At 44.6% G+C, this 14,497-nt stretch carries 11 protein-coding genes and 1 pseudogene; 4 read left to right on the plus strand and 8 right to left on the minus strand.

The features are described 5' to 3' along the window. Positions 1-83 precede the first annotated feature (83 nt). Both modA and modB read left to right on the plus strand, forming a co-directional pair. Complete coding sequence (gene modA, locus AC0OMU_RS17810; protein WP_047183173.1) at positions 84-866, plus strand: molybdate ABC transporter substrate-binding protein; 783 nt, start codon at positions 84-86, stop codon at positions 864-866. After that, positions 838-1,530 (plus strand): molybdate ABC transporter permease subunit, encoded by a 693-nt coding sequence (gene modB, locus AC0OMU_RS17815; RefSeq protein ID WP_121517036.1) that lies wholly within the window; start codon positions 838-840, stop codon positions 1,528-1,530. The genes modA and modB overlap by 29 nt, the downstream gene beginning before the upstream one ends. 30 nt (positions 1,531-1,560) lie before the next feature. Here the strand turns inward: modB and pgoN are convergent, their stop codons facing one another. Then, positions 1,561-2,391, minus strand: a complete 831-nt coding sequence (gene pgoN / locus AC0OMU_RS17820) for a glyoxal/methylglyoxal reductase (RefSeq protein ID WP_015483687.1) — start codon at positions 2,389-2,391, stop codon at positions 1,561-1,563. Positions 2,392-2,613: 222 nt separating this feature from the next. On the opposite strand from pgoN, the gene yvgO reads away from it, so the two are divergent. Beyond that, a complete protein-coding gene (gene yvgO / locus AC0OMU_RS17825) occupies positions 2,614-3,099 on the plus strand; it encodes a stress response protein YvgO (RefSeq protein WP_003243913.1) in 486 nt (161 codons plus the stop codon). Between the two features lie 45 nt (positions 3,100-3,144). Here yvgO and AC0OMU_RS17830 read toward each other — a convergent pair whose 3' ends face one another. From AC0OMU_RS17830 to helD, 4 genes and pseudogenes are all read right to left on the minus strand, one after another. Then, positions 3,145-5,157: a Na+/H+ antiporter gene (locus AC0OMU_RS17830; RefSeq protein WP_474241384.1), complete on the minus strand. Its 2,013-nt coding sequence runs from the start codon at positions 5,155-5,157 to the stop codon at positions 3,145-3,147. 255 nt (positions 5,158-5,412) lie between these two features. Next, complete coding sequence (cysI, locus tag AC0OMU_RS17835; RefSeq protein WP_047183176.1) at positions 5,413-7,128, minus strand: assimilatory sulfite reductase (NADPH) hemoprotein subunit; 1,716 nt, start codon at positions 7,126-7,128, stop codon at positions 5,413-5,415. A 25-nt stretch (positions 7,129-7,153) separates the two neighbouring features. Continuing rightward, positions 7,154-8,971 (minus strand): assimilatory sulfite reductase (NADPH) flavoprotein subunit, encoded by a 1,818-nt coding sequence (locus tag AC0OMU_RS17840; RefSeq protein ID WP_474241587.1) that lies wholly within the window; start codon positions 8,969-8,971, stop codon positions 7,154-7,156. Positions 8,972-9,141: 170 nt separating this feature from the next. Then, a pseudogene (gene helD, locus AC0OMU_RS17845) lies at positions 9,142-11,466 on the minus strand (DNA helicase IV). 579 nt (positions 11,467-12,045) lie between these two features. Between helD and AC0OMU_RS17850 the strand changes: the two are divergent. Beyond that, positions 12,046-12,480, plus strand: coding sequence for a hypothetical protein (locus AC0OMU_RS17850; protein WP_014477979.1), 435 nt, complete (start codon positions 12,046-12,048; stop codon positions 12,478-12,480). Positions 12,481-12,589: 109 nt separating this feature from the next. Here AC0OMU_RS17850 and AC0OMU_RS17855 read toward each other — a convergent pair whose 3' ends face one another. From AC0OMU_RS17855 to bdbD, 3 genes are all read right to left on the minus strand, one after another. Then, the gene (locus AC0OMU_RS17855) at positions 12,590-13,201 is read right to left on the minus strand and encodes a trimeric intracellular cation channel family protein (RefSeq protein WP_003228419.1); all 612 of its coding nucleotides are present in this window, start codon (positions 13,199-13,201) and stop codon (positions 12,590-12,592) included. A gap of 186 nt (positions 13,202-13,387) precedes the next feature. Next, entirely contained in the window at positions 13,388-13,804 is a 417-nt protein-coding gene (locus tag AC0OMU_RS17860; protein WP_003228417.1) for a disulfide oxidoreductase, read from the minus strand. 4 nt (positions 13,805-13,808) lie between these two features. Further along, on the minus strand, positions 13,809-14,477 hold the full coding sequence (gene bdbD / locus AC0OMU_RS17865) for a disulfide bond formation protein BdbD (RefSeq protein WP_003228414.1): 669 nt from the start codon (positions 14,475-14,477) through the stop codon (positions 13,809-13,811). Positions 14,478-14,497 lie beyond the last annotated feature (20 nt).

Raw genomic sequence — 14,497 nt, forward strand, 5'->3', positions numbered from 1 at the left:
CTTTTCGTCGAATGTAAAAAAACCCACATAAACCAAACATAATCAGTTATAATTAGTTATATCTAATGATAAGGGGTGCAATCATGTTTAAGAAGTATTCTATTTTCATCGCAGCCTTAACCGCTTTTCTGCTTGCAGCAGGCTGTTCTTCAAACCAGTCTTCAACTGACAGCGAGAAAAAAGTAACGTTAACCATCTCAGCTGCGGCCAGCGCGCAGGATGCACTTGAGGAAATCCAAAAAAATTATGAAAAAGATCATCAAAATATTACCATCCAAGATAACTATGGCTCATCCGGCGCCTTGCAAAAACAGATTTCTCAAGGAGCAGGAGCAGATCTGTTCTTCTCAGCTGCTGAGGATAAATTTAAAAAGCTGATAGATGATGGAGATATCGCAAAAAAAGACAGCACTGAATTAGTCGGTAATGAAATTGTGCTGGTCGTACCGAAAAACGGAGATTCACCTGTGACAAGCTTCAGCAATCTGGCTGGATCAGAAAAAATTGCCCTTGGCACTCCGGAATCCGTACCGGCAGGAGCTTATGGGAAAGAATCACTGACAAAGCTGTCTTTATGGGACAAAGTGAAGGATAAAATTGTGTATGGAAAAGACGTTCGCCAAGTTCTTTCTTATGTTGAAACCGGCAATGTAGACGCAGGTATTGTTTATAAAACAGATGCCCTGGTCTCGAAAAAGGTCAACATTATTGACGAGGCAAAAGCAGATACTCACAGCCCAATTGTCTATCCGTTAGGAATCGTAAAAGATACAAAACACCGTAAGGAAGCGAAGGAATTTTACGAATACCTGCAATCTGATGAAGCAATGAAAGTATTTGAGAAATATGGCTTTACTGCCGAGTAGCATAAGCGCTTCAGAATTTTTCACACCCGTTGCGCTTTCCTTTCAGGTGGCGGCAGTTGCCGGAATTGTTGTCATTATTCTCGGAACACTTGCTGGAGCATGGATGTCACGTGCATCATTTTTCGGAAAAACGGCACTCGAAACATGTTTTATGCTTCCGCTCGTTCTTCCGCCTACTGTTGTCGGTTTTATTTTGATCGTCATTTTCGGAAAGCACAGCTTCATCGGACAAGCCATCGAGTGGATCTTCCAGCAGCCTGTCATTTTCACCTGGTGGGCCGCTGTGATCGCCTCGGCTGTTGTAGCCTTTCCGCTCATGTATCAATCAGCCAAAACCGGATTTGCTGACATTGACCCCGATATACAAGGTGCGGCAATGGTAGACGGCGCAAGCAGATGGAAAGTGTTTATCCATATCTCCGTCCCGCTTGCCTATCCTTCATTGCTGACCGGAAGCATCCTCAGCCTTGCGCGGGCGCTCGGAGAATTTGGCGCAACACTCATGTTTGCAGGGAACATCCCCGGTGTTACGCAAACACTGCCGACGGCGATATATGTCGCATTGGATTCCGGCAACAATACCCTTGCCTGGGCGTGGGTCGTCTGTATTGTTGTCATTTCCTTTTTGATGCTGTTTTTCATTCAACAGAAAAAAACGCACTAAAAAAACTCCCCGCAACGGGGAGTTTTTTGATTAAAACAGAAGCTCATCAGGATTTGGGCCGACACGCTCATCTTTATTTAATGCGTCAATTTTGTCCATGTCTTCTTGAGACAATTCGAAATCAAAAATATCAGCGTTTTCGATGATACGGTGTTCTTTAATGGATTTTGGAATGGTTACAACTTCATGCTGCAGATCCCAGCGCAAAATCACTTGAGCCACAGATTTATTGTGTTTTTCAGCAATCTGTGTCAGTACTTCGTTATCCAAAAGCTGTCCCTGCATGAGCGGAGACCACGCTTCCAGCTGAATGCCTTGCGCTTTGCAGTAATCTCTTAATTCTTTTTGCGTCAAGCGAGGGTGAAATTCAACTTGGTTCACCATCGGTTTGATTTCAGCATCTTTCAACAGCTCTTCTAAATGATGTACTTGGAAGTTGCTGACGCCGATCGCGCGGATTTTGCCGTCCTTGTACAGCTTTTCAAGCGCACGCCATGTATCTTTATATTTATCTTTGCCAGGCCAATGGATCAAATATAAATCTAAGTAATCAAGCTGCAATCTTTCCAGGCTTTTTTCAAAGGCAGCAAGCGTTGTTTCGTAGCCTTGATCTTCATTCCACACTTTTGATGTGATGAAGAGCTCTTCTCTTGCCACACCGGATTCTTTAATCCCGATGCCAACGCCTTCTTCATTTTTGTAGATCGCTGCTGTATCAATACTGCGATAGCCATTTTTAATTGCCGCTTTCACTGATTCAGTCGCTTCATTACCATTTTCTACTTTAAAAACACCCAGACCGAACCAAGGCATTTCAACTCCGTTATGTAACTTTACAGTATCTTTTAAACTTGTTGGCACTTGAACATCCACCCTTTCACTGAAATGTAAGCGTCTATATTATCTCACATTCCTCTCAGCCGATACCAATAATACGCTTAAGACCCTCTTTTTGCTTCTTTTTTCACAGCACAGGCAAATTCAAACACTATTTTTTTCCTATTTTAACAATATTGAGATTACAAATACATTGAGCAGGGTATGCGTGTAGTGTAACCAAATGAAAACAAAGGAGGAAACAACTTGAAACGTATTCGTATCCCAATGACACTTGCTCTTGGTGCCGCTTTGACAATTGCCCCTTTGTCCTTTGCTTCCGCTGAAGAAAATCCTGCTCCGAAGATGTCGCAGACAACTACTGCTGGAACAACTGCCGCTGATGTAGGTTTAAACGTCAACCTGGATGTACTTGGAATTGCCAACCAGATCGCTGATGCTATCAAATCCGCACAGAACAGGGATGGGTTTGTGAAAAACCTTATGGAGTCTTCCTTCTACGCATCCGGCCAAAAATATAATGTCATGGTTTTTAATTTAAGCCAGGAATATGAAGATCATTTGAACGGTGTGCAATTTTACGGCTCAGCCGTTTACGACGGCATTACGTATGGCATTTGGGTATTTGAAGACGGAACCTTTACAAACAAAGGCGATGGCGGCTGGATCAACTGGGCCTTCAGAGGCTGGTTCGACCGGGATGGCAGCACTGTCGCATTTCATCGCCCTTAATATAAAAAAAGCTGGCGCTCTAACGCACCAGCTTTTTTGCTGCATTTATTCGCCGCCTTCAAGCATGGCGGCTTCGACATCATTAATGTATTGGCGAAGCTCATGGGAAATGTCCCGGGAAATTTCCCTCTCCTCAAAGAGCGTTTGAATTTCATTTCTGATCGCCTGCACAGCCTTCAGCTTCACTTCCAGCTTCTGATTTTCAAAATGGGCACTTGATTTTAACTCATGATGGCTGTGCTCCAGCCTGAAAATTAACTGCTTATAGAATGTAATGACAGATAAAAACACTTCTTTATGCTCTTCCGTCTTATGTTTTTCCAGATATTCTATCGCTGCTTTTGCCGTTTTCACTCTTGTTGCCCGTATCAATCCCGCTTCATTTAAAATCGACATCTCCGGCTTTTTATGTTCACCGAAGAAAATCCAATACATCAGCCTTTTGAGCCTTGTTTTTGATAATCCGACTTTAAACGGGTTGGCATACAAAATTTCCAACTCGTTAAATCGTTCTTGCAGCACATTTGCTGTTTCTTCCGGGATGTCTCCCCGCTCCAGCATTTTCATCAGCGCCTCTTGCTCAGCCTTAACCCCCTGCGCACGGACTTTTCGCTCGTGCTTCTTAATGCGATTAGATGATGTATACTGCTGAAAACGAAGATTTTTCATTTTCTCATTGTATTCAGCTATCACCGCAAGAGAGGCCGTTTTGTTTGTCTCATTCATGTCCTCTTTAATCGTTTGAAGGGCTGTTTTGATCAATTTGCGTCTCGCCGTCAGCAGCTTCTTGTTTCGTTCCTCGTCCTCTTCTTCTTTTTCAGTCAGAATCGGCAGCACAACGGTGGCAATAACAAGCGTGCATAAAATGACGCCGGCTGCTAAAAAGAGAATCAGATTTCTTTCCGGAAACGGCGTGCCGTCCTCCAGGAAATACGGAATGGAAAAAGAACCCGCAAGCGTTACTGCTCCACGCACACCGGAAATCGAAATTAACAGCGTCGAACGAAGACCCGGTTTATAGATGTTCTGATCTTTATTAAAGAACCAATTGCCGTTCCAGAAGAACAGCACCCACAGGAATCTGAGGAGCATTAACGTAAATGTGATGACTAGGATATAGCCGATCACCTTCATGTTGCTGATGGCAGTGTCGTTAAAGATAACAGAAATAACATCAGGGATTTGCGTGCCGAGAATAACGAAGACCAAGCCGTTCAAAATAAATAAAATAATGTTCCACGTACTTGAGGAGACGATTTGCAGCTTGATCATCGTTGATTCCAGACGATCCTGCTCAACCGCATGGGTAATACCGCCAGCCACAACAGCTAAAATGCCGGAAACGCCGATTTCTTCAGCTGCCAAATAAATCACAAACGGCGTCAGAATTTGAATCAGCATATGCATCGTGACATCCTGCATGCCAAGGCGGCGCAGAAGTAGGCGAAAACGAATAATCAAAAATGAAATGACAACCCCGCACAGCAAGCCTCCGAGAGAAATAAAGACAAAGCTGACAGCCGCTTGTGCTAATGAAAATGCACCAGTCACTGCCGCTGCAATCGCAAACTTAAAGGCCACCAGACCTGATGCGTCATTCATCAGCCCCTCACCTTCCAGCAGGCGAAGAATCCCTTTTGGCATTTTCACTCTTCCTGATAATGCGCTGACAGCGACGACATCAGTCGGTGAAAGAATGGCCGCAAGACCAAAGGCCGCTGCCAGCGGAATAGCAGGAATCATCCAGTGAATCGTGTAGCCGCCTACAATCACAGTCGCAAATACAAGGCCGAGTGCAAGCAATAAAATCGGAGCCCTTAAATTCCAAAGCTCTGCCCGCGGTGTCCTCTTTCCATCATTAAATAGCAGAGGCGCGATAAACAGAACAAAAAACAATTCGGTGTTTAATTCAAAATGAAGTCCCTGTGGAAATGAGGCGGCAAGAATCCCAAGAGCCACTTGAATCAGCGGCACCGGAATAAACGGAATAAACCGGTTCACGATATTAGAAATCGCAATAATCGTTAATAATACGAGCACAACTAAAAATATGTCCAAATGCATGACCTCCTTCGTCTGTTGTGTGTCGGCATGATGAGCCAAAAAATCTGTTTGTCTAAAAGCCCTTGAGCTAGGGTGGCCTTGCATCCGCTATGTGGTTTCGCAGGAGTTCTCTCCACACTTGTCTTCTTTTATAGTACCCTTTTTAGGGTATTTTTTCTCATGATATGCTCACAGTGAACTTTTTTGCAGCAGAGCAAATTACAGAAAAAAGAGACAGGAAGCTATTCCCTGTCTCTCTTCTTAGTTTTCTCAATCATGAAAATTCGTACCGTCAGTTGTTGCTTTAATAATGCCCGCACGGATGACAAAGTCACCGAAATGCTCGCCTTCCTCGCGTTCTTTCGCATAGCGGGAAAGAAGGACGCGCAGCTCGCTTAAAATGTCTGCTTCACCGATGTTTTCACGATACATTTTGCTTAAACGGCTTCCGTCAAACGCAGCGCCAAGATACATATTATATTTGCCCGGCGCCTTTCCGATAAATCCGATCTCACCGAGTGCATGACGTGCACAGCCGTTCGGACACCCTGTCATGCGAATGGTGATTTCCTGATCACGAAGGCCGTTTTCGTCAATAATCTCTTCAATCTTATCTAACAGGGTCGGCAAATAACGTTCTGCTTCAGCCATTGCCAATCCGCAGGTCGGAAGAGCGACGCACGCCATCGAGCTGCGGCGGAGCGCTGAATGGTGCTTGCCGTCAGTTAGTCCGTATTGTTCAATTAAAGCACTGATTTCTTCTTTTTTATCGCTTGAAACGTTCGCAATCATTAAGTTCTGATTGGCTGTCAGCCGGAACTCACCTGTATGAACTTTGGCGATTTCCCGCAAGCCCGTCATCAGCTTATAATCATCGTAATCCGTTATACGGCCGCCTTCGACAAACAGCGTGAAATGCCATTTATCCTCGATGCCTTCCACCCAGCCGTAGCGGTCGCCGTTATGATCGAAATGATACGGCTTCGCTGCTTCCAGGCTCCAGCCGAGACGGTTTTCCAATTCTTCTTTTACGTTTTCTAAACCGAGGCGGTCAACTGTGTATTTGAACCGCGCATTTTTACGGACAGAACGGTTGCCGTAATCACGCTGAATCGTAATCGTTTTTTCAGCAACGTCATACATTTGCTCAGGCCGGCAGAATCCGATCACCTTGGCTAATTGCGGATATGTCGCAGTATCGCCATGCGTCATTCCCATACCGCCGCCGATTGCCACGTTAAAACCGATCAGCTTGCCATCCTCGACAATCGCAATAAATCCGAGATCTTGTGAAAAGACGTCAATATCATTAGACGGCGGAACGGCAATACCGATTTTAAACTTTCGCGGCAGATAGAGCGGTCCGTACATTGGCTCGACTTCTTCCTCCGGCGTGCCGGCAACTCTTTCCTCATCAAGCCAAATTTCATGATATGCTCTCGTCCGCGGCAGCAGATCATCACTTAATTTTTTAGACCACTCGTATACCTCTGAGTGGATTTCAGATTGATAAGGGTTTGATGCACACATGACGTTACGGTTTACGTCTCCGCAGGCTGCGATCGTATCCAAAAGTGCTGAGTGGATCGTCTGAATGGTTTTCTTCATGTTCCATTTCAGAATCCCGTGCATTTGGAACGTTTCACGTGTCGTCAATTTTAATGTGCCGTTCCCGTATTTCTGGGACAGGTCATCCATGACAAGCCATTGTTCAGGCGTTGAGACACCCCCTGGCATACGCACGCGCAGCATGAACTGATATGCGGGCTCAAGCTTCTGCTTTTGGCGTTCATTTCGGAGGTCGCGGTCATCCTGCAAATAACTGCCGTGGTGTTTCATCAGGCGGTTGTCATCATCCGGAATTCCGGCACTGATTCGATCGAGCATCACTTCTTTCAGCGTGCCGCGCAAATAATCACTTTCTTTTTTAATGCGTTCAACATCACTTGGAGAGCCGTCCGGTGCTTTTAGAATTTTGGTCACCATGTTGAAAAACTCCTTTCAAGTCAAATCAATATACATCACGCTGATAGCGTTTTTGCTGCTGCATATCGGCAAGATAAGCCTCCGCTTCTTCGCGGCTCATATTGCCTTCTTTTTCGATAATTTCAAGTAATGTGTGATGGACGTCATGCGCCATATGCTTTTCATCTCCGCAAATGTAAACAGCCGCTCCTTCTTGAAGCCATTCAAACAATTCTGCGCTATGTTCAAGCATGCGGTGCTGCACATATACTTTTTCTTCCGTATCACGTGAGAACGCCACATCCATTTTTGTCAGCACACCGTCTTTGAGCCAATTCTGCCACTCTGTCTGGTAAAGGAAATCCGTGACAAAGTGCTGATCACCAAAGAACATCCATGCCTTTCCTTCCGCTCCCGTCTCCTCACGCTCCTGCATAAAGGAACGGAAAGGTGCGACGCCTGTCCCAGGGCCCACCATGATAATCGGTGTTTCAGGGTCTTTCGGCAGCTTAAAGTTTTGATTGTGCTGTACATAAACCGGCAGTGTGTCTCCCGGCTGCAGACGTTCCGCGCACAAAATCGAGCAGACGCCTTTTCGTTCACGGCCGTGCGCATCGTAGCGGACTGCGCCGATTGTTACATGCACTTCATCCGGATTTGCGGATAAACTGCTTGCAATCGAATAAAGGCGGGCAGGCATTTTTCGCAAAATCGAGACAAACTCCTGCGCAGATACACTAAATGGGCCATAGTCACGGACGAGATCAAGCAAATCGCGCCCTTCAATATAGGCTTTTACATTCTCCTCATTTCCCGGGGCTAAAAGCTCTCTAAGCTCATCGTTCCCTGTCAGCTGGGCTGCCTGTTCAAGAAGCGGTTTTGTGAGAACGGTAATCTCATAGTGAGAAATCAGCGCTTCTTTCAGCGGACGGACATCACCTTGCTTATTAAGCGTCACAATTTCTTCCGGGTCCCAATTCATTTCCTTAAGGAGCAGCTCGACAAGTTCCGGATCGTTTTCCGGATAGACGCCGAGGCTGTCACCAGGCTCGTAAGTCAGGCCAGATCCTTCAAGAGACAGCTCCACATGGCGTGTTTCTTTATTTGATCCTCTGCCGTTTAAATTTAAATTTTCTAACACTTCAGCCCGAAACGGGTTTGTTCTGGAATACGAAGACTCACCGGTTTGAGACACAGCCGCCGGCGCAGGCGCGGCGCTTCCGCCCCCAGCTTCATTTAATCCTTTCAATACACCCTCAAGCCATTCGGCTGCCGGTTCATCATAGTCAAGATCGCAATCAACGCGCGGAGAAATCCGTTTTCCGCCGAGTTCTTCTAAGCGCTGATCAAATTCTTTTCCTGTCTGGCAGAAAAATTCGTACGAACTGTCACCAAGCGCCAAAACGGAAAAGCGCAGATCTTCAAGCTTAGGCGCCCGTCTTCCGTGCAGAAATTCGTGAAACGACAGCGCGTTATCAGGCGGCTCACCTTCTCCATGCGTACTGACGACGATTAAAAGATTGTTTACCTTCTTCAGCTGATTCGGCTTAAAATCGCTCATGGATGAGACGGTCACTTGAAAACCGCTCTGTTCAAGCTGCTTGCCGGCATTTTCTGCAAGCCCCTGTGCGTTTCCCGTCTGTGAACCATAAAGAACGGTCACTTCTTTTGAAACGGCCGGTGCCGCCGCTTCCGCAGACACAGCTGCCGCCGGCGCACCCGCAGTTTCTTGGGCGGAAACAGATTGAGCGGATAAATATCCGCTCAGCCAGATTTTCTGGGATTCGGTCAAGGTCGGCAGAAGGCGGTTAAGGAGCTCTGCCTGCTCCTGATTAAACGGACTGTTCATTACCTGAAGTTGCAACATATCCACCTCACAAAGTTATAAACTGATCGAAAATTGCATCTAATTGAACTTTACCGGAATACTAGGCTTAAGTAAAATATATTTACATGATGATAACTATTAAGAATCCTAATGATAAAACGGCTATGCTTCATGTAAATAAAAAAAAGAGAAGGACTCCCTTCTCTTCATTCAGCATTCTGATATAAGCGAGACGGCACAGCTGTTACAAACGGACTGGCTGCACCTGTATAAAATACCGCCAGCATGTGCATCGCACGGGTGCACGCAGTATATAAAAGCCTGCGGTCGTGCTCTGTATGATAGTGTTCTTCAGATGCATCATAGACAAGCACTGCGTCAAATTCAATTCCCTTCGCTAAATACACCGGAATCACGCAAACACCCTTTTGGAATGGTTGATTTTCTTTATGAATCAGGCGAACATCTGTATATTCACTCATGTGGGCGTGCGCCTGTATGCATTGCTGCGCAGTCTTGCAGATGACGGCTATTGTTTCGTGCCCTTTTTTCTTGAGCCGTCCAATTTCTTGCGCGAGCTTTTGGCAAAGGCTCTCATGTCCTTCAGTTTTGAAAACGAGCGGCATTTCCCCGGTTCTATTAAACGGCTCAATATCCGCTCCATCTTGAAGCATCGCTTTGGTAAACTCGACAATCTGCCTTGTTGATCTGTATGTTCTCTTTAAACGAACATACTCAGCAGGCTCATCCTCAAAGCACGCATCCATACGCTGATCCCCGTGTATGGTATGCGCGTAGATGGACTGATTGATATCACCGAGCACTGTCATGCTGGCAGCCGGAAAAATGCTTCTCATTTAAGCCATCTGAAACGGTGAATAGTCCTGGGCTTCGTCAATAAATAGATGTTTGATCTTCGTATTTTTCTTTCTGCCCTCAATCAGATCCTGCATATAAAGAAACGGTGCCGCGTCCTCATAGAGCAATTTATTATCCGTAAATGCCGAACGGGTCAGCTCACCTATCGCGGCCATCTTCTCATGCTGAAATTTCCCTCCCCAGCCAGAAAACAATTGCAAATACAGCTGTGAAACATCAAGAAATGCAAGGAGCCTGACTGCCTGCTTGAGCGGTTTGAAAGCTTTTTTCACAATGATGGCGGCAAGCAGCTGCTGCTCTCTTTGATAATCGTTAAACGTACTCTCGCTGAACCGTTTCCTTTCTTGCAGTTTTTTGTACACGTCCAGGTAGTCCTCTTTGTCAAGCAGCTCAGCTTCATGAACAACCCAATCCTTTCGCCGTTCCTTCTTCTCAAGCTTGTTAAGCTCACTGAGCAGCCACTTCGCGGTTTGCTCCATCCGATTCGGAATGGAATGATTTTGATCCAATGAGTAAAAATAGGATTGAATTTGCTCCTTTGTGATCAGCTTGTGTCCGCGGAAGATGATATTTTTAAAAATCATCCCTTCAGAGGAAAGCCGTGTGACGTATTCATCAATGAATTGCTGAAAGGATAAACCCGCCTTCCATGTGATTCCCGCAAGCCTTGTTGGAAAATCGCCTCCCTTTGTTTCGGTCAGGCAATATTCGAGCTGATCAAAGGGGCTTTCACATTTGAACTTGCGGCCAAGACGATGCTCGATATATTCCTGAAACGTCGCCTGCTCCATATTCTCTTCTCCTAACTCAGGCAAAACAGAGGATACATAGCTGTTAAATAAGAAGTTGGGAGAAAACAATACGATTTGTCCGGCATCAATGACGCCGCGGTGCCTGTATAACAAATAAGCGACACGCTGAAGCGCAGCCGATGTTTTCCCGCTGCCAGCCGCTCCCTGCACGATCAGGATCTTGCTTTTTTCATTACGGATAATCTGATTTTGTTCTTTCTGAATCGTAGACACGATGTTTTTCATTTGGGTATCGGAGTGATGACTTAATACCTCTTGCAGCATTTCATCACCAATCGTCATATCGGTATTAAACATCGCCTTGAGATCGCCGTTTTTGATCATAAACTGGCGTTTCAGCACCATTTCCCCTTCTATCGTTTCACCGGGCACCTCGTACTCCGCTTTTCCTGGGGAATAATTGTAGTACAAACTTGATATCGGCGCCCTCCAGTCATAAATCAGAAAGTGTTCCTCCTTCTCATCCAAACAGGAAGCTAAACCGATATAAATTCGCTCTGCCTGCTCCTCGCCGTTTTCAATAAAATCAATCCGGCCGAAATAAGGCGATTTTTTTAATTGATGAATTCGTTTGAGCTGCTGATCCATGCGCCGATGATTGTGTTCCCGATCAGACAGCAGCTCTGCCTGCTGCTTAATGCTTGCCATCGTTTCAATCGCTTCATGGGCATCATCAAAATTAACCTTAACATCCTCCCAAAAGCTTTTTCTTAATCCGATGACATCATGCTTCAACCCGCCCGCAGACGTTTCCAGAAACCGCTCTTTTTTTTCGAGCTCCTGCAGCACCTCATCTATTCTCGACTGCTCTTCCTTCCATTCCTTATCCTGCTGATTCATGAACGGCACCTCCAGAAAATAGTTGACAAACATAGATGAAATACTGTAAAATATAATTGGATACATATATTAAATATATGATGAAAACTGTCAAATACAATTTATAATAGCACATTCACCCAATATCGTTCAAGGTTTGGGTTATTTATATGCATTAAAAAACCGATTTCAACTCGAGATCGGTTTTTTATTTTAAAATTTCACATTGATCACTGTTGGACGTGCTTTTCTTAGGTTGCGACTCTTCTCTTTCATCAGTATCGATTCCTTATTCCATTCAATCTTCGATATAATATTTCTTTTTCATTTTAAAAACACCGCAGAGCTTTACCGTGTTTGTCTGTTCATCTAACGTGAAGAATGACTAAACTGGCTGTTATTGTCATCTTCCATAAAGCAACTACATCCTTGCTATCGTATCTATAGTCGCAGTAAAATAGTCATTTTTCATCCAATTTCGACATATTTCAACAAATTGAAGTTTTTCATTTGGGAGAATAGGACGATGTTACATTATTTCTCTTGGTTTATGATATAAACATGAAGAAAGAACCAGAATTAGTTAGGAGGAAATACTCAGTGAAGAAAAAGCTATCTATGATGTTGCTGGCATTCGTCGTAGCCGTAACAAGTTTTACTGCTATTGACCTAGTAAACAACAAAGCGGAAGCTAAAGATTGGGTTAAAAAAGGGCAAATATGGAGTACTCATTACCATTCGGGCTCATTTAAAAACTATACTTACTCGCCAACATTTCAGATTTATTATCCAGGACGAGGAACTTGGGCCAACATGACAGCAAACGGATCAGGCAGCGGGAAAATTACAGCAACTCTGCAACAAAAGACAAATAAAGGCTGGAAAAATGTTAAAACTTTTTATGCAACGAAAAAAGGCTCTACAAATTTAAGTTACAAACAAGCTTCTAAAAGCTACAAAACAAAATACAGATTCAAATTCACTAACACAGGAACTAAAAAAACCATCAGCTATACCTTTTGGGCTACCTATTAATTTCAAATAGCTTTGCTCTGCGCGGTCAGCATTCGAAAAGGACTTTTTATTTGATCCCGGCAGGCTACCATAAAAGAAACATCTCCATGACGGAGAGGTTTCTTTTATTTTACTGACTATCTAAGCGAAAAGAACGGTTTGGCAGCTTCCAATTAAACATATAGGAACAAACCCGGCAAACAACGAGCACGAAAAACAGAACGTATAAGCCGAACGAGTTCCCCAGCCAGCCCAAGCCGACGATTAAACCGCCGAGAGCCGCCCAGACTGCATAAATTTCTGCCTTCAGCACAAGCGGTTTGCGCCCGGCAAGAAGGTCACGGATGATTCCGCCCCCGCTTCCCGTTAGCACCGCAGCCACGATCACGGCACTAAGCGGATGGCCCATTTTGACGGCATACAGTGCGCCTTGGATAGCAAAAGCAGCAAGGCCGATCGCATCTGATAAATTGCCCCACTTATTCCAATGCTTCAGCAGCAGCTTCGGAAACAGAAACACAATTGTAATAGATAAAAGCGCGATTTGAAAGTACGCTCCCTGCTCCCATAGCGCTGACACCGGAACACCGATCAGCAAGTTGCGGATCGCTCCTCCTCCAAAAGCGGTGACAATCCCTAATATATAAACTCCTAAAATATCATATTCCTCTTCCATCGCAACAATTGCGCCGCTGACTGCAAACGCAATGATGCCAATCACACTGAGCAGCTCCCAAGCCATTCTGATGACTCCCTTTTATGTTTGTTAAATTTTCTGACGACCTCTAGATTTTATAATCGCTCAAGGGTAAAATCAATAACATTTTTATGAGAAAAAAAGATAAATTTAGAGGGAATACGGCTATTGCTGATGGACATGAGTTTGCGAAATTAAAAAAGCGCCCGGCATACGCGGGCGCTTTTTTTGTTATTCAGATTTTTCGCCTTTCAGCAGGCACATAAAAATGATAATCAGGATAAAAGCAATCAGGGCCAGGAATGGAATCGTAATAAAACCAAACCAGTTAATATATTGGCCTGAGCACGGCACGCCGCTGACACATGGCTTAATGCCGCTAAAGCCGGGCACTTTTTGCTCTAAGTAATGCATGATCGAAATGAATGCCCCTATAATCGCCATCGGGAGCACATATTTTTTCACTCGTGTGTCCCCTTGAAAGGTGGCGATGCCTAAAATCAGGACGAGCGGATACATGAGGATACGCTGGTACCAGCACAGTTCACATGGAATAAACTTTCTGATTTCACTGAAATACAGGCTGCCCAGCATAGCGATAAGAGCCACAACCCAGGAAGCATATAAAAATACGATTCTATTTTTCATATCGTTACTTCCCTTTCAGCTCTTTTTCTATTGTCTCTTTGATTTCATCATAATCCGCAAAATTTTTGATCACTTTATCATTGACGTAAATCGTCGGTGTTGCCTGTATGTTCATTTTTTGATTAAGGTCAGAATCCTTTTCCACTTGAGAAGCGAATGTTTCCTTATCAAGATTTTCCTTGAGTGTCTCAGGTTTTATCTTTGTGGTGCTTTTTGCAAGATCACCAAGGAGGCCTGGGGTTACCCATTCCTGTTCCGTATCCGGCTGTTTTTCGAACAGCTTTTCATGGAAATCCCAGAAAGAGTCAGGGTCTTCCTTCCATACTTCTTCAGATGCAAGAGCCGCTAATCTTGAACCTTTTCCATGGAACATGACGTTCACGAAAGAAAATTTCACATCGCCCTTATCAATAAAGTCTTTTTGTATTTTTGGAAAGATGTCACTGTTAAACACCTTGCAAGACGGACATTTGTAATCTCCGAATTCTACTACAGTTACCGGTGCATCGTCCTTGCCAAGCACAGGCTGCCCTTTGATAGACGGCTGTCCGGACACCGCATCATTGCCTTGTTCCGTTTTGTTATTAATGATGACAATGGCTGCTAGCAATACAACAACCACAACCGTAAGGATGACCGCGAATTTCGCAGAAGACTGCTGTTTCTTTTTCACTCCGACACCTCATCGTTTTA

Source organism: Bacillus sp. FAU18 (assembly GCF_056033885.1).

Coding starts and splice junctions, on each gene's coding strand:
- modA (WP_047183173.1), top strand. CDS start 84: ATGTTTAAGAAGTATTCTATTTTCATCGCAGCCTTAACCGCTTTTCTG.
- cysI (WP_047183176.1), bottom strand. CDS start 7,128: ATGGTGACCAAAATTCTAAAAGCACCGGACGGCTCTCCAAGTGATGTT.
- AC0OMU_RS17860 (WP_003228417.1), bottom strand. CDS start 13,804: ATGAAAAATAGAATCGTATTTTTATATGCTTCCTGGGTTGTGGCTCTT.
- AC0OMU_RS17855 (WP_003228419.1), bottom strand. CDS start 13,201: ATGGCTTGGGAGCTGCTCAGTGTGATTGGCATCATTGCGTTTGCAGTC.